Raw genomic sequence first — 23513 nt, forward strand, 5'->3', positions numbered from 1 at the left:
CGTCCCGATCCGTGACGCCCCGCCGTGCCGGTGGGCCTTCGCCTGGCGTACGGCGAGCGAGACGCCACTCATCCGCGCCTTCGCCCGCGCAGCAGATGACGCCCGGCAACCGACGGAGTAGCCCCCCGGATGCGACGTTTCTGCGGGTTGTCGAGTATCCGGCATGGGCCGGTTTCGCGGTTTGAGTCAGCTGTGGCCCACAGGGACCCGAGGGCCGGAGCCTGCAACGAGGCGCGGGCTCAGGACAGGGGCACCTGCAGGGCGCGCCAGGTGGCCACCTTGACGGTCAGCGCGTCAGCCTGGGCGGGCAGGGCGTACAGCGACCAGAACTCCTTCGTCTCGCCGGGCTCGAAGTTCATCGCCGACAATGCCACCCCGGAGGTGTTCGTGCACGCGCAGTACGTGCCCGGTTCCTCCCCCTTGGCCACGATCACGCGGGCCGGGCGGTACAGGCGGCGCGCGGCGGGGTCGGTCACCTGGATGTTCGTCGCCGCGTGGTACCTGAAGGCGTTCCAGTCGTCGGCCCAGTTGAGGTCGTGGTACCACGCCTTGCCGTCACCCCGGTTGGTGATCGAGTAGCGCAGCAGGCCCAGGTCTCCGGGCATCCGGCGGAAGGCCGTCACCTGCAGGTCGAACGGCACCCCCTTCGCGCGCACCGTCGCCTTCGTCCCTTCGCCCTCAGGCAGCGGGGACGTGGTGGTGCCGGCGGCCGGCGCTTCAGCCGGTGCGGGCTTGGCGAACGTGATCGTCACCCGGCGGTTGCGGCGCCGTCCCTCGTCGGAGCTGTTGCTGTACAGCGGGCGGCGGGAGCCGTATCCGTGGGCCCTGAACGTCACCTGGTCGCGCGTGATCAGCGGCATGAGGGCCTGGCGCACCGCCTCCGCGCGGCGGCGGGACAGCGGTTCGTTGATGGCGTTGGTGCCGGAGGAGTCGGCGTGGCCGTCGACCTCGATCGTCGTGTCCGCGGACGTGTCGATGAGCTTGGCCGTCTTGGCCAGCACCGTGCGGGCGCGCGGCGTGAGCGTCGCCTTGTTCAGCGCGAACAGCACGTCGGAGGAGAGGCTGACCTTGAGGTCGGCGCCGTCGTCGGTCGTCTCCTCGGTACGGTCGAGCGACTGCGACGGCGTCTCGATGAGGTGGCTGACGGTCTCGACCTGGGAGGCGTCGGCGTCGGGCAGTTGCCGGCCGGGTGGCGGCACGGGCGGGTCGTCGCTGATCGGGACGTCGACCATCGGCGGGCCGATCGGTGTGACGATCGTCGTGGTCGCGGGGTTGCCGGATGGCGCGGGCAGCACGGCGTAGACCGTCAGCGACTCGCCGGGGTCGATGATCGCTTTGAGGTCGTCGCGGTCGGTGTCGCTGCACAGGCATTCGCCGTCGGCGGGTTTGTACGGCATGAGCCATCGGTGGGCCGGGGCGTCGAGCACCGCGATGCCGGAGGGCCAGCGCCACTTGAGCGGCCGCATCGGGTCGGCGAGCGGCGCCTGCCAGTGCAGCGGCTTGTCGGTGCTGGTGGACAGGCGCAGCTGCACGACCAGGTGTTTGCCGCCGACGCGGTTGAGCCCGACGAGTTCGGCCTTGTAGTTCGACTTGACGGTGCCCTGGACGGTGGCCAGCGCGGGCCGGGTGTCCCCGCCGCCGGACGTCGCGTCCCCGCTCGCGGAGGGCGGAGGAGCGCTGGTCGAAGGCGCGGGAGGCGGCGCGGTGGTCTCGCTCGCCGAGGGCGCGGGGGGTAGCTGACCACATCCGGCGGCCGTTAGGGCGACGGCGGTCAGGGCCATGATCCGGATACGCATGGCGGGCATTGTGCCATGACCGAATCAAAAGTGGTCAGTCAAGGAGATCGTGGACGGGCAGAGGGCGCCGAATGAGCCGGTGCGCACTGACGGGATTGAGCGGCGGAGCATAGGGGAAATCTCCGTCCTGCGGGCCGTCGACTGGAGTGGAGGCCCCTGCGACGTAAGCAACCGCTGGTCATAAGCAGGGTGAACTTCAGGGATGGAGTTGATGCATGGTGGAACGACGCATGTCGGTTGCGACACACTGGGGTAGTTTCATCGCGGTGGTCGACTCAGGGCGGTTGGTACGCATTGAGCCGAGGGGCGACGACCCCGTGCCGTCACCCATCGGCCCCGGAATGGTGACGGCCGCCGACGACGGCGCTCGCGTGCTGCGCCCCGCGGTGCGCAAGGGCTGGCTCGACGGCGAGCCGCGCATCCACGACGCGGCCAGAGGCACGGACGCCTTCGTAGAGGTGAGCTGGGACGACGCGATCACGCTGGTGAGCGACGAACTCCGTCGAGTGCGTTCACAACACGGGGACAGCGCGGTGTTCGGCGGGTCCTACGGCTGGGCGAGCGCGGGCGTGTTCCACAACGCGCAGAGTCAGCTCCAGCGGTTCCTGGCGCTGGGCGGGGGGTTCACTGACTCCCGCAACACCTACAGCACCGCGGCGTTGGAGGTGATCCTTCCCCATGTGATCGGCGGGCATCCGTGGAGCTACCAGTCGCGGATGCCGATGTGGGACGAGATAGCCGACAACTGTGAGCTCGTGGTGGCGTTCGGCGGGCTGGCCCTCAAGAACAGCCAGATCAACCCCGGTGGGCTGGCCAGGCACCAGACGCTGAACCTGCAGCGACGGTGCCATGCGGCCGGGGTGCGGTTCGTGAACGTCAGCCCCATCCGCAGCGACGTCGCCGGCTTCCTCGACGCCGAGTGGCTGCCCGTCGTCCCCAACACCGACACCGCCGCGATGCTCGGCATCGCCCACACGATGCTGGTCAACGGGTGGCACGATGAGGACTTCCTGCGCCGATGCTGCGTCGGGTTCGACCGCTTCGCCTCCTACGTGGCCGGTGATCTCGATGGCGTCCCCAAGGATGCCGCCTGGGCAGCGAGGATCACGGGCATCAGTCCCGAGACGATCGTCGACCTCGCTCGCCGCCTGACCGAGCGACGTTCCCTCATCATGGTCAACTACGCGGTGCAGCGGGCGGACCACGGCGAACAGCCGATGTGGATGTCTGTCGTGCTGGCCGCCATGACCGGGTCGATGGGTCGGCCTGGCTGTGGCTGGGGAGCGGGTTACGCGACGATGGACGCGACAGGTGTCGCCAGAGGCCGCCCCTCGGTGGCGAAGTTACCTGGAGTGTCCAACCCCGTCCCGGACTTCATCCCTGTCGCGAGGATCGCCGACACGCTGCTGCATCCGGGTAGGACCATCGGCTACGACGGCCGGCGTCTCACGTTGCCGGAGCTTCGCCTGATCTACTGGTGCGGGGGGAACCCGTTCCACCACCACCAGGATCTCCATCGGCTGGCCCGGGCCTGGCAGACCCCTGACACGGTGGTGGTTCACGAAGCCTGGTGGAACACCACGGCCAAGTTCGCGGACATCGTCCTGCCTGTCGCCACCAGCTTGGAGCGCGACGACTTCGCCGCCGGATTCTCCGACCCCCACCTCGTCGCGATGCCCAAGGTCCGCGAGCCGGCGGGGGAGTCACGCACCGACCACCACATCTTCACCGCCTTGGCCTCCCGTCTCGGATACGAGCAGGAGTTCACGCAGTCGCGCTCCGAGATCGAATGGGTCCGGCACCTGTACGAGCAGACGAGGGCCGAACTCGGCGACGATGCCGCCTTGCCGGGCTTTGACGACTTCTGGCGCAGCTCCACCGCCGAGCTGCCGGCGTTGACCGGACCGTTTCCCGGCAGCTTCGAGGCGCTCCGCGCAGATCCGCAGCGTTTCCCCCTGCCGACGCCGTCGGGCCGGATCGAGATCTTCTCCGAGGAGATCGACTCATTCGGCTACGACGACTGTGCCGGGCATCCGATGTGGTTCGAACCGGCGGAGTGGCTCGGCGCCGATCTGTCGGGCCGATTCCCGCTGCATCTGATCTCGAATCAGCCCGCCTCGCGCCTGCACAGCCAGTACGACAACGGTGGCCACAGCCTCAGTTCAAAGATCCATGGCCGTGAGCCCGTGACGATCAATCCGTCGGATGCCGCGGCGCGCGGCATCGAGACCGGCATGATCGTACGCGTCCACAACGACCGAGGTAGCTGTCTGGCGGGCGCGATACTGTCGGACGACGTCATGCCAGGCGTCGTGCAACTGTCCACCGGAGCGTGGTGGGATCCGGTGCAGCCGGGCCTGAGCGGCACATTGGACCGCCACGGCAACCCCAATGTGCTCACGGCGGATCGGCCGTGCTCAAGCCTGTCCCAAGGACCGAGCGCTCTCAGCGCGCTGGTCGACGTCGAGCTCTACGACGGCCCTCATCCCGATGTGCTCGCCTTCACCCCACCACACTTCGATGGGTAGACATCTTGCCCTTGCGTTCACGTAACCAAGGGAATACTTTGCGTAATCGTGACTGCACTTCAAAACCTCAAGTACGGCCAGTGGTTCAGGGGCGCCGACGTCGACGGCGACGGGTTCATCACCCAGCGGGACGTCCGACTGATGAGCGAGCGTTACATCGCCGCCCGCGGCGCCGCGTCGGACTCCGAGACCGCCCGCCTGCTCACCGAGAGGATGGACGGCTTCTGGGCGAACGTGATCGCCCCGATGGACCACGACGGTGACGGGAAGGTCGACCTGGGGGAGATGACCGAAGGGTTCAGCCGGGTCCTGACCGACCCCGCCCTGTACCCGGCACAGATCGAGCCGGTGACCGACTGCTTCTTCGACCTCGCCGACCTCAACGGAGACGGCAAGATCGACCAGGCGGAGTTCCAGGAGATGTTCGACTCGGTCGGCGGCGTTCCCCGTGACGACTGCGCCGCGGTCTTCGCCGCTCTGGACCAGGACGGCTCGGGTGTGCTGGACCGCGCCGAGTTCCATCAGGCGGTCACGGAGTTCTTCTACGGCGACGACCCGGACGCTCCCGCCAACCACCTGTTCGGCAGGGTCACCGGCTGAGTGGGCCCGACCATGTCGGTGGGGCCTGCCAAGATCGCGACATGACGATCGATGAGCTGACGCCGTTCCGGTGGCTGCGGCCGCCGTACGGCGATGAGGGCGACCTGCTCGGCGAGATCTGCTGCGTGACCTTGCTGCGCGGGCTCGACCCGGCCGAGGTGCTACGCCGGTTCGGCGCCCGCACCAGCACGGAGATGAGCTTCGCCGAGCTGGATGACGCGGTCTCCGACTTCACGATGGTGACCGGTGGCGGTGAGGGAGGTGGTTACGTCGGAGTGGTCGCGAGCGGCGACGGGTGCGCGGTGGTGGAGCCGTACGGCTGGTCGGGGACGGACGACCGTACGCTGTCGCGGCTGTCGGCCGGTACCGAGGTGGTGTCCGTTCTGCGACATGACTACGCCTGCGACGACTTCCGATACGCCGCTGACGGCATCGTCATCACCGCTTTCGACCCGATCGCTCCCGAGCATCGCTCCGGTGCCGACCCGAACCGGCTCGCCGGCCTCATGCGCGAGTTCGGCCTGCCCCTGGAAGAGTGCTCGGACGAGGAGTGGGAGCAGCGGTACGACGACCTGTCCGAACACGGCCTCGGGCGCATGTTCGCGATGGCGGCCCGGCTCACCGGTGTGACGTTCACCGCCGACCTGCTGAACGGACCGCTCCTGGTGGGCACGGTCGCCGACCTGCCGCAGGAAGACCTGGAGCGCGAGACACCCTGACACGGCATCCCCTTCGGCAGACTGGTCTCTCGCCTGTTCAACTGTCGCGAGTCGTCGTCCCCTGGGGCCTGTCGGCCCGGAATCCCTCCAGTCCGAAGGTCAGCAGCCGCTCTCCCTGGGGTGGGGAGCTCTGCTCGCCCGCCCATGCCGCCGCGTTGACCAGCGCGTACAGGTCCGGGGCGGTGACATCCGGCCGTACTTCACCGGCCGTCCGCGCCCGGGCCAGCAACTCCTCTCCGGCGGCGAGCACCGCTGTGCACGCCGCGTGCAGTTCGGAGGTTTCATCCTCGACGGCCTGCATGAGCGTGGCGCCGAGCCCTCGGTAGATCGTCGTGTGCACCATTGCCGCCCGGGCCCAGGTGGCCAGGCCGTCGAAGGGGAAGCGCGCGGTGAGCAGTTCGGCGCCGGTCGCGGCCAGGGCCCGCATCCGATCGCCCATCAGCGCCTCCAGCAGGGCCCGGCGGGTGGGGAAGTGGCCGTAGAGCGTGCCGTTGGCCACCCCGGCCCGGCGCGCGATCGCCTCCAGGGAGAAGTCCGCGCCGTGCTCGGCGAACGCGGCCGCCGCCTCGGTCAGCAGCCGCTCGTAGTTGCGGTGTGCGTCGGCCCGCATGCGACGGCGGGGTGGCGGTGTGTCGGCGTTCATGAGTACCCCTCGCTTGCAAAGTTGAGACTGTCTCGATATTTTCTCGGGACAGTCTCAACTTTACCGTTTCCGGAGGTCCCTCACATGACCACACCCGTGGAGCATCCGCTCTCCTCCACCACCGCCGCGAGCAGGGCCGGCAAGCCTGTCCTGGTCGCCGGCGCCACAGGCCGACAGGGCGGAGCCACCGCCGCACGCCTGCTGGCCGACGGCTGGCCGGTCCGCGTGCTGGTCCGGGATCCCGGCGCCACGGCCGCCCGCGAACTGGCCGCAGCGGGCGCCGAGCTGCTGATGGGTGACCTGGACGATCCCGGCAGTCTCAAGGCGGCCATGGCCGACGCCTACGGCGTCTTCGCCGTCACCCCCGACGACCCGGACAGCGAACGCGAGATCCGGCGCGGCCGTCACCTGGCGGAGAGTGCGGCTGCGGCCGGCGTCGCCCACCTGGTCTTTGCCTCCGTCGGCGGTGCCGAGCGAGGCACCGGCATCTCCTACTGGGAGAGCAAGTGGGCCATCGAGCAGCACATCGCCGCCCTCGGACTGCCGGCCACCATCCTGCGACCGGTGCGCTTCATGGAGAACCACACCATCCCCGGGCTTGCGCTGGGCGGCATCTCCGCCGACGGAGTCCTGCGCCACCTGTTCGCCCCCGATGTGCCCGTGCAACTCGTCGCCGTGAGCGACATCGGCGCCTTTGCCGCCCTCGCCTTCGCCGACCCCACCGCCTATCTCGGCCAGGCCCTGGAGCTGGCGGGCGACGAAGTGACCCCCGAGGCCACCGTGCGCCTGATCAGCCGGCATCTCGGGCGCCAGATCACCTACCAGCAGGTCGACGGCGAGGAGCTGAACCTGAGCAAGGACGCCACTCGGGCCTTCACCGCCCAACGCGGACTATGGCGCGCCGACATCCCCGCCCTGCGCCACCGCCACCCGGACCTGCTGGACTTCCCGAGCTGGCTGGACCAAGGCGGCGCCGAAGCCATCGCCACACTCCTCGAAGGCTGACCCGTCCGATCCGCCGGGAACCGGTGCGGCGGCTCGCTGCGCCCGGAACTCGTGAACATCCCCCCGCACCTGATCCGGGCGGTGCGCCGTCCTGGGCGTGTTGCGTGGGGGAGGGGCCTCGGGAACGTCCTGAGGCCCCTCCGGGGTGCCGGTCAGGGGTAGATGCCCGGAGGCCAGCGGAGGATGGACGGGACGACCCATTCGGCGTACACGCCGGGGATGCCGAAGGACAGGCTGAGCTCGCCGAGGGTGTAGACGAGCACGCCGCCGTCCGTGACCATGGCGGTCTTGGGGGTGCTCTGCGCTGTCTGGGCCGCCGAGTAGACGTCCTTCTGGCCGACGTTCGCGACGCGCAGCGAGGAGGGCACGCCCGCGCCGTCGAACCACTGGAAGGCGAGCCACTTCCCGTTCGGGCTGAGGGCGAGGGAGTTGCCGGAGAGCTGCTTCGTGGAGTCGTGCGGGACCACGATATTGGCCGTCGTGACGTGCGCGGCGGTGATCGGCACGACCGCCAGGCCCTCCTGGCCGCTGGGGATGGGCGTGTACTCCACGGCCAGGGTGCTGCCGTCGCGGGAGATGACGGGGTCGAGCACGACGCCGTCGGCGGGGAACAGCTGCGTCGGCGTTCCCCCTCCGACGGACAGCCACGAGCGGTACCAGTGCTCGGAGTCCCAGGTGTCGAAGACGACCTTGTTCCCGTCGCCCGACATGCTGCCGAAGTGGGACACGCACACCTCGGCGTCGGCGCCGGTGGTGCAGCCCGCGTCGAGTTGCACCGGCGCCGCGCCCTGGACCTGCCGCCACAGGTTGTACTCGAAGGCGTGGCCCGGGATGGACTTGTAGTACAGGACGGTCCGGCCGTCGTCGCTGACGTCCACGAGCCGCGCGCCGTCGTCAGCGGCCCAGGTGGTTCCCGCGCTGATGTTGTGCACCAGCACCTTGCCCTCGGCGTAGGCGAAGGCGATGACGTTGCCGTCGTTGCTGACGCGGTAGTTGCCGGCCCACGAGCCCGCGATCGGCGTACGACCGTCGAGGCCGCGTGAGACGACGTCGATCTGGCCGGTTCTGGTGTCCTTGCGTAAGTGGTAGAGGGAGTAGTCGGCCGGTTTGCGCACCTCGGCGGGGGCGAGGTTGCTGCGGGCCTGGGTGACGAAGAAGACGTAGCGCAGGTCGCCGGAGGCGGTGCCGCCGAGCCTGCCGGCGTCACCGGTGGTGTCGGGCAGCCCCCGGAACAGCACGCCGGGCCGGTCGGGGGAGGTGTAGCTGGCCACGGCCAGGTCGTAGCCGCCGCGCGAGGGCGGCCCGAAGACCAGGTCGACCGGCGTCACCGTCATGGGCTGGGCGAACGGGCCGATCCCGGCCGAGCTGTTGCGCGCGGCCACGGTGACGACGTACGGGGTGCCCGGGACGAGGTCCTGGATGAGCTGGTGGGTGGCGTCGCCGGGGGCGTAGACCGTCCTGGTGAACAGGGCGTTGAGGAAGGGGGTCGCCTTGTCGGTCGGGGTGGCGGTGATGACGTAGTCGGTGATCGGGCTGCCGCCGGGGTTGGCGGGCGGCTGCCAGCTCACCGAGATGTCCTTGACCCCGGGGTGGGTCCAGCCGTTCAGCGTGGGGGTGCTGGGCGTGCCGTACCGGGTTCCGACGATGACGGCCGCCCTGCCCCGGCGCGGCGGGTCGGAGCCTTGGGGCGGCGCGTAGGCGTCGACGACGGCCTCGCCCTCCTGGGCGGAGACGTAGGTGCCGGAGGAGTCGACGCTGCCCGGCCCTTCGGGCACACTCCACTGCACCGTCGAGCCCGGGGCGGGGGACAGGGAGAAGGAGACGTTCTGGTTGGGGGCGGCGCGCGCCATCGACGGGTTGACGGTGAACCCCCGGAACGGCCCGCCCATCGCGATGGTCCACCAGAACAGCGGGAGGAGCGTGTCGTTGCTGTAGCGCACGAGATCCTTGTTGAGCGGCGTGACGCTGTAGGCGATGCCGAGCGCGGCTCCGCCGCGGATCTCCCAGCAGGGGTCCTGCGTCGTGTCGGCCTTGAGCTGCACGTACGGGGTGATGACCACGGCGGGCCCGGTCAGCCGGAAGAACAGGAACTGCACGTCGAAGGGGAAGGCGATGGTGGCTTCGAGGTCTTCGTAGACGCCGACGTCCTTCGCCCAGCTCAGCCCGGTGCCGGTGTTGACGGGGTCGCACGAGGCGGCCGAGCGGGAGGACTTGCAGGTGACGCCGAAGACCTTCTCGTAGTGGACGGAGTAGGTGAGCCCGACCGAGATCGTGCTCTTGATCGTGATGGCGGCCTCGAAGCGCAGGCAGACGGGCACGATGACGTACCCGATCTTGATGATCTTGCAGGGGCCGTTGGCGTGGCCGAGGACGAACCTCTTGTCCAGGACGTCCTTGCTGATGCCCTGCTTGACCCGCAGCTCGGAGGCGATCTTCAGGGTTTGGGTGAACTTGACGTCACCGGTGGAGCCGGACAGTTTGTAGCGCGGGTACAGCTCCACCCATCCCTCCACCTTTGAGACATTGTGGCCGCCCGCGTCGTAGCTGAAGCCCAGCTCCAGGACCAGCCGATCCTTGCGCCAGCCCACCGACGGGCCGCCCGCCGCCCTCGCCTTCACGCCCGCCATCGACGGGACGAAGGAGGCGCCGCCGTCGATGCCGCCCTCCATCGCGAAGTCGGCCGCGTCGTACGCCTCGGCCAGCGACGCGTCCTTCGTCATGACCACGAACAGCCCGTCGCGCCAGTACGTCCGCAGCACCCGGCCGAGCAGCCCGTTGGGCGCCGACGCCGACGGCGGCAGCGTCACCAGGGTGCCCGGCTGCAGGGCCGTGACCTGGGCGGGCGGGTTCTCGAAGGTGAGCGTGCCGTCGGCGTGCAGGCCGGTCATCGCGGCGATCGCCGCCGCCGACAACGCGACCGGCTGCGAGCGCACCGTGAGCTTCGGCGTGACCGGCTCGGTCGCCGGGCTTGCGGGCCCGGTGCCCGCCGCGCTGGTCGCCACCACGGTGAAGGTGTACGGGGTCGTCGTGGCGAGCCCGCTGATCACGGCCGTGGTGGCCGTCACCGTGGCGGTCGCGCCGCCCGGCGCGGCGGTGACCTTGTAGCCGGTGATCGCGGCGCTGCCGGGGTCGGCCGGCGCGTCCCACTCGACCGTCACCGCCCCGTCCGCCGTGACGCCCGCCCGCACGCCGGCCGGGGCCGCCGGCGGCACGGTCGCGGCGGGCGTGACCGGGTCGGCCTTGCCCGGCTCGCCCGCGCCCGCCTTGTTGCGGGCCACGACGGACACCGTGTACGCCGTGCCGTTGGTCAGGCCGCTCAGCGTGGCCGTGGTCGCGTCGGCCCCGGCCTCGACGGCCGCGCCGCCCGGATCGGCCGTCACCGTGTAGCCGGTGATCGGGGATCCGCCGTCGGGAGGCGCGGCCCAGCTCACGACGATCTGCCCGGCGCGCGGGACGGCGGTGAGGTTCGGCGGCGCGAACGGCGGCTCGGCCGGCGCGGGCGTCACCGCGGTCGAGGGCCACGACGGCCGGCCGGTGCCGGCGGCGTTCACGGCCGAGACGGTGAAGGTGTAGGCCGTGCCGTTGGTGAGCCCGGTGACGATCGTCTCGTTCGCGTCGCCCGGGACTTCGGTGACGGCGCCTCCGGGTTCGGTCTCGACCAGGTATTTCGTGACGGTCTCGGCGCCGCTGTCCGGCGGCGTCCAGGTGACCAGTGCCGCGCCGTCGCGCGGCCGGGCCGCGGAGACGAACGGCCGCCCCGGTTCGTTCGGGACGTGCGGCGTCACGGGCGCCGACGAGGCCGAGTCGGGGCCCGCGCCCGCCGCGCCGGTCGCCGTGACGCGGAAGGCGTACTCGGTGTCGTTGTCCAGGCCCGTCACCGTGGCCTTGAGCTGGCCGCCCGCGACCGTCGCGGTCGCCCCGCCGGGCAGGGCGGTCACCGTGTACGACGTCACCGCCGCGCCGCCCGCCGGCTGTTTCCAGGCGACGGCGGCCGAGCCGTCACCGGGCGTGGCGGTGACCGTGACCGGCGCCTGGGGCCTGGTCAGGAAGTAGCCGAACACGTCCACCGACAGGGTGATCGCGGCCGTGCCGGTGTTCTTCACCACGAACTTGCCGTCCTGGCCGAGCCGGACGGGCACGGCGTCGGCCCACTCGTCGCTGGCCTGGAAGGCCACCGAACCGCCACCGGGCACCGAGCTCTGACCGGAGGGGTGGATCCGCAGCAGCCCGGCCACCGTGCTTTTGGCGGTGACCTGGGCGGCGACGCCGCTCACCCCGGCGGCCGGGATGCCGGCGGCGCCGACCGGGGTCACGGTGTAGGTCGCCCCGGCGGCCACGCTGACCGAATTGGCCAGGCGCGCGGGGGTCAGCGGCAGCATCGCCGCGCCCGTGCCCGCGGCGAAGTAGCCGGTCACGTCGGCGTACACCGTGAGGGCCGCCGCGCCCTGGTTGCTGATCGTGATCTTGCCGTCCGCGCCGGGGGCGACGATGACGAGGTTGGACATGAACGCCGACGGCCGGTAGTCCATGTTCGACCCGGTCGGTGCCGTGGTGCCCGACGGGTAGACGATCGTCTTGCCGCTGCCGGTGCTCTTGATCACCAGGTTGAAGGCCACGTACGCGGCCCCGGCCGGGATCCCGCCCAGGCCCGTCACCGGGAAGGACGCGGTGGCGTTGGCCGCGACGCTCTGGTTGGCGATGACGCGGGCGGTGTCGACCGGGACGTATCCGGCTCCGGCCGTGCCCGCCTGGGCCAGGAAGTAGCCGTGCACGTCGGCGTAGACGTTGACGGCTCCCGCGCCGGTGTTCCTGAGCTTGAGCTTGCCGTCCGGGCTGGTCTTGACGATGAGGAGCTCGTCCTCCCAGACGCCCGAACGGTAGCGCGCGCCGGTGGCGTTCGGGTCGGCGGCCAGGTCGGCGGGGAAGACGTGCACCGCGCCGAGGGCCGTCGCGCCCTTGGCTGCCACGTTGAGCGCGACCGCGGACACGCCGCTCGCAGGCACGCCGCCGACCCCGGCGACGGTCACGGTGAGGGTGGCGCCGGCGGCGATGGCCACGTTGCTCGCCACGCGCACCCGCGTCCCGAAATACCTGCCCGGACCGGGCGGATCAGCCGCCGCGGCCGCTCCCGCCACTGATCCGCCGGCCGCCGCCTGGGCGGCGGGCCCCGTGAGACCCGTGAGCGGCGCGACGGTCAGCAGCACCGCCAGGACGATTCGTACCAGCCACCGGCCCATCACACGTGTCCCTCCGAGAGGCGTGAACGCGATCACCAGAGCCGGATGCTAGACGGGCGGGGGAGCCGCGGTCGTCAACCCCAGGTACGAACTGTCGTCCACTTCCCGCGGTAGCCTCCGCCGGCCCATGAACCGGCGACAGCACCCCGGAGGTTGACCCGCCCCGTTAAAAATCTACATTGTAAAGGCGGTGGGCAGTTGATTTTTTCACCTTCCCCCAACAACAAACGGGCTACGCCTGCACCCCTCGACAATCGGCAGTGCAAGGGGCCGCGGTGTGGGCTCATTTCTGGCCGGGGCCGTTCACCACCTTGGTCTCCAGGAGGGCTGTCAGGGTGAGCGGCGTGCCGGCCTTGACCTCGTAGTTGGGGCCGTCGGTGTAGTCCGTCATCCGGTCCTGCACGGTTACTCCGTAGGTGCCGAGAAAGCGGAAGTCGACGGGATCCAGGATGAGGTCGTAGCGGGTCCATCCGCCGGTGTAGCTGAACGCGACACCGTGCCTGCCGTCGGCGTCGACGGCGTCCTGGTTGACGGTCACTCCGGGGATGGTGGTGAGCCCGCGAAACAGCGCCGCGCGTACTTCCGGTGGTAGTGCCTGGGTGCCCATGATCTGGTAGATGGCCTGGAAGAGCCGTTCATCCATTGATGGTGGTGAGTCGGGTCCTGTCCATGTCATGTGCATGTCCGCTAGTTTCTGGCGGATTTTTGTGAGTAGCCCTTCGGGGGTGACTGGTTGGCGGGCCAGTTCGTCGGCGCTCAGTCCTGGGTGGTTGCCTTGTACCAGCAGCTTGCCGTTGGGGAACAGGGATGCGGTCTGGAGGCCGTCCACGCTGTTCCATTCTTCCCGTACTTCGCGTCTGGACAGGTCGACGCCGTAGCCGCCGTTCGCGGATTGCGGGGCCTGGAGTTCTTTGATGTACAGCCATTGGCCGGGGCCGGGCGTCTGTCCGCGGTCGTCGTAGGCGGCTTGAGCGGCTCGTTCGCCCAGTTCGCGTACGCTCGCCACTGGTGTCACGCGGGGGTGGTCGTTGGTCACCATCACGCCGGCGCCGATTGCGACGGCCAGTGTGCCTGCGAGGACCAGTCGTCGGCCGAGTCGTGGGGTGCGTCGGGGTTCGTGGTGAGGTTCGGGTGCACGGGTCGCGGCCAGTAGTCGGGCTCGGGCGGTGCGTTCTGTCTGTGCCGTCATCGGCGGGGTGTTTCGTCGGAAGTCTTTGATCGTGCTCATTGCTGGTCCTCGTCTCCCAGTGCGGTGCGTGCCTTTTTTCTGGCTCGGTGCAGTCGTGACCGCACGGTTCCTGGTGGGATGTCGAGTGCGCGGGCCACTTCCTCGTAGGTGAGGCCCTCCCATGCCACCAGGAGCAGCACGTCGCGGTCGCCGCGTGACAGCGATGCCAGGGCTCCCGCGAGTTCGCGTTCTTTGTCCCGTGCGGCGACTCGGCGTACGACGGCGTCGGCGATGGGTTCGGGCAGGGGGTCGACGCCGGTGCGTGCGAGTGCGCGCAGCATTCGCTCTTCTTGTCGCCGGTGTCTGGCGACGAGGGTGGTGGCGATGCCGTACAGCCAGGGGCGTGCCAGGGGGTGCGAGGTGTCGTACGAGTGGCGTCGCCGGAACGCGGCCAGGAAGGTCTCGGCCACGATGTCGTCGGCGGCTTGGGTGCCGATGCGCCGTGCGGCGTACAGGTGGATCTGGCGGGCGTATCGGTCGAACAGTGTGGCGAACTGTTCGGGTTCGCCGACGGATCGTCTGATCAGTTCGGCGTCGTCGATCTCGGCCGTCTCAATGGTCAACGGCCCTCCTTAGGGTCGGTCGGTCACCCTGCTGTCTCCCGGAGTTCGTGGCAGGGTTCTCGCCTTGGGGGGAAGAGTGACGGACGTCACAGCGTCCTGGGCGGTGCGATGATGGGAAAGTTTTCTGCGGGCCGTGTTGATCTGGGGGCTGCTCGTTCGACCAGTGGGTGTGAGGGCCGAGAGGCGGTCCCGCCGGACGAGGAGTGTGCCATGGCGAAGTATCTGCTGATCATGCGGGGGACCGATGAGTCGAACGCGGCCATGATGGCCGACATCGACGAGATGATGGTCGCGACCCGCCAGTTCATCGAGGAGATGGCCAAGGCCGGTGTTCTCCTGGGGGCGGAGGGGCTGGACGATCCGGCTCAGGGGGTCGTGGTCGACTTCGGTGGTGAGGTGCCGGTGGTCACGGATGGGCCGTACGGCGAGACCAAGGAGCTGTTCGGGGGGTTCTTCCTGCTCGATGTGGCTTCGAAGCAGGAGGCGGTGGAGTGGGCCAGGCGGGTGCCGGCGGCTCGGGGGGCCAAGGTCGAGGTTCGGCGGGTGCCTGGGAGTGACGAGGTCCCGCAGGTCGGCGCTTGATCGACGGGGACGGGGTCGCGCGTCGGGGCGGGTTGCCGGGTGTGGCTGAGGTGGAGGCTGTCTGGCGGATCGAGTCGGCGCGGATCGTTGCCGCGCTGGCTCGGTTCACCGGTGATTTCGGGTTGGCCGAGGATGCGGCTCAGGAGGCGGTGGCCGAGGCGTTGGTGTCGTGGCCGCTCGCCTTTCCGGCGAGTCCGGCGGGCTGGTTGATGGCCACGGCCCGGCGGCGGGCGATCGACGCGATCCGCCGTCGGGCCGCGTTGCAGGACCGGTTGGTGTTGTTGGCGGCCGAGTCGATCGATTGGGTGGTCGATGAGGAGGTCGATCCTGAGGGGATCGATGATGATGTGCTGGCGTTGATGTTCATCAGTTGCCATCCGGTGCTTTCTCGTGAGGCTCGGGTGGCGCTGACCTTGCGTGTGGTGGGCGGTTTGTCCAGTGAGGAGATCGCTCGTGCGTTCCTGGTGCCTGTGCCGACTGTGCAGGCTCGTATCACGCGGGGTAAGAAGACGATCGCGGCGGCGGGGGTGCCGTTCGAGTTGCCGTCGGCCGTTGAGCGTCGGGAGCGGCTGGGTGGTGTGCTCAGTGTCCTGTACGTGATTTTCACTGAGGGGTCGACGGCCACGTCGGGTGATCGGTTGTTGCGGCCTGATCTGGCTTACGAGGCGATCCGGTTGGCGCGGACGCTGGCGGTGTTGCAGCCGGATGAGCCTGAGGTGCATGGTCTGCTGGCGTTGTTCGAGTTGACGGCGGCGCGTTTTCCTGCCCGGACCGGCCCTGATGGGGGGCCGGTTCTGCTTGAGGATCAGGATCGGCGGTTGTGGGATTTTTCGGCGGTTCGCCGTGGGTTGGCGGCGCTGGCGAAGGCGTCGTCTCGCGGTTTGGGTCCGTATGGTCTGCAGGCTGCGATCGCTGCGGTGCATGCGTCGGCGGCGTCTGTCGGGGCGACCGATTGGGGGCGGATCGTGGTGCTTTATGAGGCACTCGGCCGGGTCGCGCCTTCTGCGGTGGTGGAGCTGAACCGGGCCGTGGCCGTGGCGATGGCCTCGGGGCCGGCTGAAGCCTTGGCCATCGTGGACGAGTTGGTCGCCGCCGACCGGCTCCCGGGTTCGCATCTGGTCCCGACCGTCCGCGGTGAGTTGCTGGCTCGGCTCGGGCGGCGGGTGGAGGCGCGTGCTGAGCTGGAGTTGGCGGCGGGGTTGTGCGCCAATCAGCGCGAACGTGCGGTGTTGCTGCGCAAGGCGTCCTTGCTGGCCTGACTTCTGGAAGGTGGGAGCCTGCACGCGCTGCGCCGCGGCCTGCACCACGCCGAGCAGGGCACGATCATCCGCGTTCCCAGGGCGGGGAGGTGAGCGCCCCTCTCGCGCATCTCCGGCCGGGACGTCAGGTGCGCTGCAGGGAGGACAGGCCCCACAGTTCTGCGATGCGCCCGTCGTGCACCCTGAAGATTTCCAGCATGGTCGGTGACTCCTGGCCGGGTATGCCGTGCACGCTGGTGCGGACGGCGGCGGTGTCACCTTCGACGATCATGTCCTCGACGACGACCTGGGCTTCGGGGAACGCCTCATGGAGGCGTTGCCATGCCAGGGTGACGCTCTCCGGCCCGGTGGTGCCCAGGGGGTGGCTGTGGAAGTCCGGGGTGAAGATCTCTGCCGCGGCGGCATGGTCGTTGGCGTTGAATGCGGCGTACATGCGTTGGGCGGCGGCCCGTACATCGTCTGTCATTGGCTCTCCTGATCGATCATGTTCGCTCGGATGCGGTGGAGGACGTCCAGCATGATGTGCTGCTGTTCTGGGGTGATGCCGTCGAGCAACCGTTCCTGATACACCTGGTGCGATCGCTCCAGGTCAGCTGCGACCCGCTCGCCCGCGGCGGTCAGCGCGGCCAGGGTGTAGCGGTTGTCGGCCGGGGCCAAGCGGCGGGTGACCAGCCCTTCGGTCTCGAATTCCTTGACCAGCCGAGTAACGCTCGCGCCGTCGATGCCCAGTGTGTGGCGCAGGTCGCTGTGGCTGGTTTCGCCGTCACGTCGTAGCCGAACGAGTAGTTGCACTCGGTGGGGGCTCATGCCGATGTGCCGGGCGAACGCCTGTCGCAGCTCGGTGCATGCGCCTCCGAGCTCTCGGAAGAATGTGTCTTCGGACGTCTCTTCACACACGTTCTCTTTATATCGTCAACTCTTGATGCGATCAACAGATGGTGCTGGCCTCTCGTGTCGGGGCGGGCCGACTCGGGTCGGCGTCATGATCTCCACGAACGCCTCATCCGGGCTGACGGCACTGGTCGTTGATGTCGGCGAGGCGTCGCAGCGACGGGTAGAGGGGGGCACGATCCGGTGCAGCAGCGCGTAGGTCGTGGTCTTCGCCTTGGCGCCGGGCAGGGGGACGATGAGCGCGGGCCGGAAGATGAACGCTCGTGATGTCAGCTTCAGCAGGGTGAGGTACGGCAGGGCCGACGCGAACGGGTCGCCCTGCCGGTCTTCGCCGCTCTGCACGGCTACGCCGGCCTGACCGTGAGCGGCTTCCTCCCGCCCGAGTGAGGCGGGCGGTCATACGCAGGCGTTGACGTCTCTTCTGACGCTGTCCCCGTCCAGCATGCGGCCGGAGACGTTGTCCGCGGTGATGTCATCGATCTTGAGAGGTGCGCCGGCGAGTTGCCACAATTCCGGGCCGGCGGGATTCTGTGTCGCGATCTGGATACTCCCGCCGCCTTTGCCGCCGATGGTGAAGGCCACTTCGGTGCAGGGTCCGACAGGCAACTCGTAGGTGAGTGTCTTCTGGTTCTCGTCGGCGGGGTTCCATCGAGCGTAGATCGTCGCGGGCGCCGTGTTGGAGTTCCGGACGATGTAGTTCCACCCGTCAGGCTGTTGCTGCTTGGGGGTGGTCCATAACGCGATACGCCTGACGAAGGCGGTCTTGGCGGAACTCTCGGCTTCGGACTTCTCGTCCGCCCGCACCCGTTGATCTTCTGTCCGTTGCGACAGTGCGTCGGCGCGTTGCTGCTCGCCGAGGGACAACGCGTTCATGGAGATGATGAGCGCGGGGATCGACGTGAGGCTGCCGACGATGCCGGCGATGCCTGCCCAGAGCTGGACGGAGGTGAGACGGGTGCGGCGTCCTCGCCGCGGTCGAGCTGCCAGGGCTCTGGTGATGCGGGCGGACGGGCGGGGTGCCGTTCGCGAGAGTGGTGAGCGCCGCGGGGGCTTTCGTCCCATGGCCCCTTGTGTCGCGCGAGTGTTCTTGATCGCGCGATCGCCTGCCGGGCGGTTCACCGTGGGTGGCCGTGGGCTGCCGGGTCCGTTCAGGCGTCGGACCAGAGGGCGGTGAGCAGCGTGTTCAGCCGTTCCGGCGCTTCGACGTGCGGGTAGTGGGCGCTGCCCGGCACCTGTTCGTGCCGGGCGCCGATCCGCTCGGCCGTGACCCGTGCGCAGGCCATGAGGGGGACGCCGCCGCGCTCCCGGTACGGTCCGGGGGCGTCCTCCCAGGTGCCCGAGACGACCAGTTTGGGGAAGGTCGCCGCCCGCAGCGCCGGCAGCGGGAGGCCCGCCTCCCAGCAGACGCGTTCGCGCAGCGCCGTGGCGGCCGCGCGCAACCGCCGATCGCCTGTCCCCGGTTCCGGCATGCCGGCCGATTCGGCGGCGGCGTGCAGCCATTCCTCGGGCGTCAGGTCGGGAAGGGCGGCGTAGGCGGCGCGGTTGGCGCGCAGCGCCTCGGCCACGGCGGGGTGATCGGCGGCGGCCTGGTAGGAGCCCGGCTCGATGAGGGTGAGCGAGCGCACCGCCTCCGGCCTGCGCGCCGCCGCGATCATGGCTCCGACGGCGCCGTAGGAGTGGCCGACCAGGTGCGCGCCGGCGCCGAGGAGTTCGGCGACGTCGTCGGCGTCGGCCAGGTAGTCGCCGGGGAACCTGTGCCCGGCGTCGGGGCTGCCGCCGCAGCCCCGGCGGTCCATCAGGAGCAGGCGGAAGCGGCCGGCCAGCGGGCGTTGCGCCGCGAACCCGTACACCGGGTCGTCGCCCCAGCTGGTGGAGCCGTGCACGAAGACCACCGGCGGCACGGACTCGGGGCCGAGCGTGGTCACGTGCACGTCGCCCGGCAGCGGGCCGTTCGCGCGGAACAGCGGGGTGGGGACGGACATCCGACTCCTCCTTGAACATTGTTTAAGGCTCTTGAACGTTGTATAAGGGATCAGAAGGCGACGTCAAGGCGGGTAGGGTGATCACGTGCCGTCGTCAGAGTCCTCCGGCGGGTCCGTGTGGCTGCGTCCCGAGCGGCCGCCGCGCGACCGCCAGCTCACCCGCGAGCGGATCGTCGACGTGGCGGTCGCCGTCCTCGACGCCGAGGGTCATCGCGGCCTGTCGATGCGCCGCGTCGCCACCGAGCTGGGGGTGACCGCCGGGTCGTTGTACTGGTACGTCCACACCAAGGACGACCTGCTGGAGCTGGCCCTCGACCGCGTGCTGGCCGAGGTGCGCGCCGGCGCCGGCACGTCCGGCTGGCGTGACGGCCTGGCGGCGCTGGCCCGCAGCAACCGGGCCATGCTGCTGCGCCACCGGTGGGCCCTGTCCGAGCTGACCCTCAGGCCCAACCTCGGCCCCAACGCGCTCACCCTGGCCGAGGCCGGGCTGCGCCTGCTGGAGCGCGCGGGGTTCGCCGGCCCCGACCTCGACGCCGCCATGGCCGCCGTCAACGACCACGTGGTCGGCGCGGTCATCGCGGAGGTCGCCTGGCGTGACACGCTGGCCCGCATGGGCGGGACCGGGTCCGGCTGGGCGGAGCAGGCGGCCGAGTACCTGTGCCAGGTCGCCGAACGCCACCCGACGCTGGCCGGCCGGATGGCCGCCACGGGGGAGATCGACGTCGAACGCGAGAGCGAGCGGCGCTTCGCCTTCGGCCTCGACTGCCTCCTGGACGGCCTCGCCAACCGGTGCGCGGCCTCGTCCCCGTCATAGCGCGTGCCACTCGGGGGCAACTGGAGGAGTGGTCGGACGACGGAACGCAGACTTTCCTCAAGTGCGGCGAGTCAGGGCAGGAGGGTGCCCACTCGCTTGAGCGTGCGGATCACCGGCGCGGTCTCCAGCTCGCGCACGCCGTGGAGCGGCGCCACCCGCTCGGCGAGGTAGCGGTAGAGGTCCTGCGTGTCACGGCAGGTCACCCCGGCCATGAGGTTGATCGACCGTCGGACGCTGCGCGACGCCCTGCTGGCCGACGTGGCGCAGACGGTCACGTACGGCAAGCGGCTGACCGGCTTCCGGGTCGCGGCCGACCGGGTGACGGCGTGCTTCGACGACGGCGCCGCCGTCGGACGCGTGCGGCTCTCCGGTGGCGACGTCTGACGGGAGGTGATCGTGGCGCCCCTTCAGCGGCCCTGCCACCACGGCTGCGTGCCCTCCACGGCGACGAACTCGTGGAAGTCCATGTTGGCGATCTCCAGGTTGCACGCCATCGACCCGACCATGCGGCAGGGAAGGACGGCGATCCGCCCCGGGCAGTCGTACAGGTCGACGACGGTCAGCGGCCGGCCGGGCTCGGCGAAGGTCCGGGCGTCGGCGAGGACGGCCAGCCTGGGGTTCTCCTCGCCCGGCGGGACCAGCGCCGGGACCTGACCGGGCAGGAGTCCCTCGAAGGCCCGGTCGTCGACGACCGACGCCGTCAGCGGGTAGTGGTCCACGTCGATGTCGTCCGGGTCCAGGTCCGCGCCGACCCAGCCGTCCTCGTCGGCCCCGCCCAGTTCGTCGAGCAGGGCGCGCCAGCCTTCCTCGTCGTCGAAACAGGTGCGGACCAGCAGCTGCCCGGACGGCAGTGCGGGCAAGGGCCGGTGCGGTGGCGCGGTCGGCGTGGGGAAGGCCGGCCGGCCGCCGTCTCCCTGGTACGTGCCGTACACGTCCATGTCGCGCACCAGGTGGTCGAAGGCGAGTGTGCCGTCCAGCAGGGCTGCCAGGATCTCGCCGAGCCGGGCCGGCGGAACCCGGACGCCGCGCCCGGGTGCCGCCGCCAGATCCACCAGCAACAGCCCGCCCCCGTACGCGGCCGGAATGTCCGCCAGGACGGCGACCGGGCCGCCGCCGGGGTGGACAAGTGCCGGGACGTCTCCGCCGCGCAGGCAGTGCCACCTGGCGTCCTCGACCGGTCGCAGCCGCACCCCGTCGCCGAGGACGAGCACGTCGCCTTCCCGGCGACCGCCGATCTCGTCGAGCGGCCCGCCCCGCCCTTGCGTGCCGCCCTCGGCGCGCGTGCAGAGCAACAACACCTGACCGGGCTCCGGCTGGAGAAGTTCGGGAAAGGACACGGTTCTCCTCCGGAAAGTTGTCGGGGACGAGCGCCTCGTCGGTGTCACAGGCCGCTGAGGGCCTCAGAGGTCGTGCCGGCGATGGCGTAGGAGCGTTCGAGGACGACCGATCCGGTGCCGGCGTCGATGGCGTAGACCTTCACCCGCACCCGTTTGAACCCGACCTTCCTGACCATCCGCAGCGTGGAGTCGCCGGTCCAGTCGAGCCTGACGTCCGTGTCGGCCTCCGTGACCCTGTCCTCCGCCGGGACCCGCTCCACCTTCTGACCCGACGCCGGCACCGGGAACGTGGCGGTGACCAGTCCGGTCGCCAGGTCGTACAGGGCGATGCGGGGTTTGCGGCCGGCGATGTAGACGGCCACCGTGCGCCCGTCGGCGTGCAGCGCGGCGGTGGCGGCGTTGACCCCGACGAGCCGAGGCGGCACCACACTGGCGGTCCGTCTGCCCTTCAGGTCGTGGACGCTGAGCCTGCCGGCCCTGCCGTCGTCCGTCCGCACGAGGATCTGGTCGCCGTCGCCGCTGAAGCTCAAGGCGTCGTCATGCACCGACATCCCCGGCACCTTGGCCAGCAGGGCGGCGGTGGCGGCGTCGTACACCCGGGCGGGATGGTCGGTGTAGCCGGACCAGCAGCAGTCCACCGCCACCAGGGAGCCGTCGTACGACATCGTCACCCGGGTGAGTTCGAGTTCCGACTTCGACGGCCACGCCCTGGCCTTGGACACGCGCGTCCGGCCGTCGAGGTCGCGGACGACGAGCCGCGCGTCCTTGGCCCTGATGTAGGCCAGGCGGCGGCCGTCACCGCTGACGGCGACCGCGTCCTCCCACCGGCCCGCCTCCTTGAGCGGGTGGCGCCTGCCGTCGGTCGTCCGGTACCACCAGGGACCACACCAGGCGGCGTCAAGCCGGCCCTTGTCGCAGTCGGAGGCGGCGGCGTACCGGATGGGGGCGGACGCCGCGCCCGCCGGAACGGCCGCGCGGGCGGTACCCGGGACGGTCACGAGTGCCGAAAGGACGGCGAGCGCCCCACAAAGGATCTTCACGCGGGGTTGGACCACTCATCGCCGCGCAAGGTTGATTGCGATCCGATAACACACCCTGTCCGGTGCGTCTTCGGCATCGAGCCGCCGCGGCGTGCGCCATCGGCGGGCAAGCCCGATCGAGGCCCGCCCGGGGTGGTCGGGGCGGTCGGGCACGCCGATACTGCTCGTGGACGTTTGCTCTGGACGGCAGGTGGAGTATGTGGCGTTTTCACTTCACGGGTGAGGATCTGGCCCGCTTACGGTTCGAGGCGTCGCCCGGCCCCGTCATGGAGTCCTGGTTCGCGCTCAACGTCATGGCCAGGCGGCGGCCCGGGGCGCTGTTCGAGCCGTGGCGGCGGAGCGTGGTGGTCCGCGACTCCCTACGCCTGCTGGGCGGGCTGGCCCAAGGCGTTCATCCGCTCGACGTGTACACCCTGGCGGGGGCGGGGGCGCACGTGGAGGAGGGCCTGGACCGCCTCCTCGGCGTGGGCGCCGCCCCGGTACGCGCGGAGCTCGACAGCTGGGGGCAGTACGGCGACCTGCCGTCCTGGTCCCGGCTCCTGCCTGAGGACGCCGAGACGCGCGGGCACTTCGCGGCGGCCGTACGGGAGACGCACACCGCCCTGCTCGGCCCCTACCGTGACCCGCTGCGCGCGCACCTGGAGGCGGAGGTCACCGCCCGCGCGGGCGTCATGGCGCGGGGCGGCGCCGAGCGGCTGCTGTCGACGCTCCACCCCGACCTGCTCTGGCGGGACATGACCCTGGACGTGACCACCCGGTTCACCTCACGCACGCTCGACGTGCACCTGAACGGGCGGGGGCTGGTGCTGATCCCCTCGGTGTTCTGCCGGCTGCCCCTGTTCAGCTACGACAGCTTCCGCCCCGACGACGCGCCGGCGCTGTTCTATCCCGCCCTGCGGGATCCCGCCCACGCCTTGGCGCTGTGGGGACGGCGGGCCGCGGGCGCCCCGCAGCGGGCCGGCACGCTGGGCGCGCTGCTGGGCGTGACGCGCGCGGCCGTCCTGGAGGAGGTCGGCCGGGGCTGCACGACCACGCACCTGGCCAGGAAGCTGGCCATCTCGGCCGCGACCGCCAGCCATCATGTGGCGATCCTGCGGGACAGCGGTCTGGTCATCTCCCGCCGGCAAGGCGGGTCGGTGCTGCACCTGCCGACGCCGCTCGGCCTGGCCCTGCTGAACGGCACCCTCTCCGGGCCGAACTGAGCGAAGCCGAACCGAGCGGCATCGCCGCCACCGCGGGCTTTCGACCACGGTCGAAACCCTTACCGGCCGCACGGGCGGCGGCCCGAC

At 70.4% G+C, this 23513-nt stretch carries 22 protein-coding genes; 9 read left to right on the forward strand and 13 right to left on the reverse strand.

What is annotated here, in order from left to right; all coding sequences use genetic code 11:
- Positions 1-239: 239 nt before the first annotated feature.
- Complete coding sequence (locus ACWCSU_RS51565) at positions 240-1796, reverse strand: OmpA family protein (RefSeq protein ID WP_449944750.1); 1557 nt, start codon at positions 1794-1796, stop codon at positions 240-242.
- A gap of 215 nt (positions 1797-2011) precedes the next feature.
- Here ACWCSU_RS51565 and ACWCSU_RS51570 point away from each other — a divergent pair, with 215 nt between their 5' ends.
- The 3 genes from ACWCSU_RS51570 to ACWCSU_RS51580 are packed head-to-tail and all read left to right on the forward strand — an operon-like array spanning position 2012 to position 5643.
- Entirely contained in the window at positions 2012-4324 is a 2313-nt protein-coding gene (locus ACWCSU_RS51570; protein ID WP_449944753.1) for a molybdopterin-dependent oxidoreductase, read from the forward strand.
- A gap of 48 nt (positions 4325-4372) precedes the next feature.
- Complete coding sequence (locus ACWCSU_RS51575; protein WP_449944756.1) at positions 4373-4924, forward strand: EF-hand domain-containing protein; 552 nt, start codon at positions 4373-4375, stop codon at positions 4922-4924.
- Between the two features lie 41 nt (positions 4925-4965).
- Positions 4966-5643, forward strand: coding sequence for a DUF6461 domain-containing protein (locus ACWCSU_RS51580; protein WP_449944758.1), 678 nt, complete (start codon positions 4966-4968; stop codon positions 5641-5643).
- Between the two features lie 37 nt (positions 5644-5680).
- On the opposite strand, the gene ACWCSU_RS51585 is transcribed toward ACWCSU_RS51580, so the two are convergent.
- The gene (locus ACWCSU_RS51585; protein WP_449944761.1) at positions 5681-6286 is read right to left on the reverse strand and encodes a TetR/AcrR family transcriptional regulator; all 606 of its coding nucleotides are present in this window, start codon (positions 6284-6286) and stop codon (positions 5681-5683) included.
- Between the two features lie 84 nt (positions 6287-6370).
- On the opposite strand from ACWCSU_RS51585, the gene ACWCSU_RS51590 reads away from it, so the two are divergent.
- Positions 6371-7291, forward strand: a complete 921-nt coding sequence (locus tag ACWCSU_RS51590) for an NmrA/HSCARG family protein (RefSeq protein WP_449944764.1) — start codon at positions 6371-6373, stop codon at positions 7289-7291.
- Between the two features lie 152 nt (positions 7292-7443).
- Here the strand turns inward: ACWCSU_RS51590 and ACWCSU_RS51595 are convergent, their stop codons facing one another.
- The 3 genes from ACWCSU_RS51595 to ACWCSU_RS51605 form a co-directional block, all read right to left on the reverse strand.
- Positions 7444-12528, reverse strand: coding sequence for a fibronectin type III domain-containing protein (locus ACWCSU_RS51595; protein ID WP_449944767.1), 5085 nt, complete (start codon positions 12526-12528; stop codon positions 7444-7446).
- A 283-nt stretch (positions 12529-12811) separates the two neighbouring features.
- Positions 12812-13756 (reverse strand): CU044_5270 family protein, encoded by a 945-nt coding sequence (locus tag ACWCSU_RS51600; protein WP_449944769.1) that lies wholly within the window; start codon positions 13754-13756, stop codon positions 12812-12814.
- A complete protein-coding gene (locus tag ACWCSU_RS51605) occupies positions 13753-14319 on the reverse strand; it encodes an RNA polymerase sigma factor (RefSeq protein ID WP_449944771.1) in 567 nt (188 codons plus the stop codon). The genes ACWCSU_RS51600 and ACWCSU_RS51605 overlap by 4 nt, the downstream gene beginning before the upstream one ends.
- 210 nt (positions 14320-14529) lie before the next feature.
- Between ACWCSU_RS51605 and ACWCSU_RS51610 the strand changes: the two genes are divergently transcribed.
- A complete protein-coding gene (locus ACWCSU_RS51610; RefSeq protein ID WP_449944774.1) occupies positions 14530-14901 on the forward strand; it encodes a YciI family protein in 372 nt (123 codons plus the stop codon).
- Positions 14902-14933: 32 nt separating this feature from the next.
- Positions 14934-16160, forward strand: a complete 1227-nt coding sequence (locus ACWCSU_RS51615) for an RNA polymerase sigma factor (protein ID WP_449944811.1) — start codon at positions 14934-14936, stop codon at positions 16158-16160.
- A gap of 124 nt (positions 16161-16284) precedes the next feature.
- Here ACWCSU_RS51615 and ACWCSU_RS51620 read toward each other — a convergent pair whose 3' ends face one another.
- The 5 genes from ACWCSU_RS51620 to ACWCSU_RS51640 all read right to left on the reverse strand — a co-directional run bounded on the left by ACWCSU_RS51620 (position 16285) and on the right by ACWCSU_RS51640 (position 19033).
- The gene (locus ACWCSU_RS51620) at positions 16285-16626 is read right to left on the reverse strand and encodes an ester cyclase (RefSeq protein ID WP_357703995.1); all 342 of its coding nucleotides are present in this window, start codon (positions 16624-16626) and stop codon (positions 16285-16287) included.
- Positions 16623-17057, reverse strand: a complete 435-nt coding sequence (locus ACWCSU_RS51625) for a MarR family winged helix-turn-helix transcriptional regulator (RefSeq protein WP_449944778.1) — start codon at positions 17055-17057, stop codon at positions 16623-16625. Before ACWCSU_RS51625 ends, ACWCSU_RS51620 begins: the two co-directional genes overlap by 4 nt.
- A gap of 15 nt (positions 17058-17072) precedes the next feature.
- Complete coding sequence (locus tag ACWCSU_RS51630; RefSeq protein WP_449944780.1) at positions 17073-17393, reverse strand: hypothetical protein; 321 nt, start codon at positions 17391-17393, stop codon at positions 17073-17075.
- A gap of 54 nt (positions 17394-17447) precedes the next feature.
- Positions 17448-17924 carry a hypothetical protein gene (locus tag ACWCSU_RS51635; RefSeq protein WP_449944783.1) on the reverse strand — a complete coding sequence of 159 codons (477 nt, stop codon included), beginning with the start codon at positions 17922-17924 and terminating at the stop codon, positions 17448-17450.
- A gap of 275 nt (positions 17925-18199) precedes the next feature.
- Positions 18200-19033 carry an alpha/beta fold hydrolase gene (locus ACWCSU_RS51640; protein WP_364103171.1) on the reverse strand — a complete coding sequence of 278 codons (834 nt, stop codon included), beginning with the start codon at positions 19031-19033 and terminating at the stop codon, positions 18200-18202.
- Positions 19034-19118: 85 nt separating this feature from the next.
- On the opposite strand from ACWCSU_RS51640, the gene ACWCSU_RS51645 reads away from it, so the two are divergent.
- A complete protein-coding gene (locus tag ACWCSU_RS51645; RefSeq protein ID WP_449944786.1) occupies positions 19119-19847 on the forward strand; it encodes a TetR/AcrR family transcriptional regulator C-terminal domain-containing protein in 729 nt (242 codons plus the stop codon).
- A 71-nt stretch (positions 19848-19918) separates the two neighbouring features.
- Here ACWCSU_RS51645 and ACWCSU_RS51650 read toward each other — a convergent pair whose 3' ends face one another.
- Positions 19919-20059 (reverse strand): hypothetical protein, encoded by a 141-nt coding sequence (locus ACWCSU_RS51650; protein WP_449944789.1) that lies wholly within the window; start codon positions 20057-20059, stop codon positions 19919-19921.
- On the opposite strand from ACWCSU_RS51650, the gene ACWCSU_RS51655 reads away from it, so the two are divergent.
- Entirely contained in the window at positions 20058-20231 is a 174-nt protein-coding gene (locus tag ACWCSU_RS51655) for a hypothetical protein (protein ID WP_449944791.1), read from the forward strand. The two genes, ACWCSU_RS51650 and ACWCSU_RS51655, sit on opposite strands and share 2 nt — an antisense overlap.
- Positions 20232-20254: 23 nt before the next feature.
- Here ACWCSU_RS51655 and ACWCSU_RS51660 read toward each other — a convergent pair whose 3' ends face one another.
- Together ACWCSU_RS51660 and ACWCSU_RS51665 are read right to left on the reverse strand one after the other, a co-directional pair.
- Positions 20255-21184 (reverse strand): DUF6924 domain-containing protein, encoded by a 930-nt coding sequence (locus ACWCSU_RS51660; protein WP_449944793.1) that lies wholly within the window; start codon positions 21182-21184, stop codon positions 20255-20257.
- A 44-nt stretch (positions 21185-21228) separates the two neighbouring features.
- Positions 21229-22182: a WD40 repeat domain-containing protein gene (locus tag ACWCSU_RS51665; RefSeq protein WP_449944795.1), complete on the reverse strand. Its 954-nt coding sequence runs from the start codon at positions 22180-22182 to the stop codon at positions 21229-21231.
- Positions 22183-22421: 239 nt separating this feature from the next.
- Between ACWCSU_RS51665 and ACWCSU_RS51670 the strand changes: the two genes are divergently transcribed.
- Positions 22422-23426 (forward strand): ArsR/SmtB family transcription factor, encoded by a 1005-nt coding sequence (locus ACWCSU_RS51670; RefSeq protein WP_449944798.1) that lies wholly within the window; start codon positions 22422-22424, stop codon positions 23424-23426.
- Positions 23427-23513: the final 87 nt, after the last annotated feature.

Source organism: Nonomuraea sp. NPDC001699 (assembly GCF_053596455.1).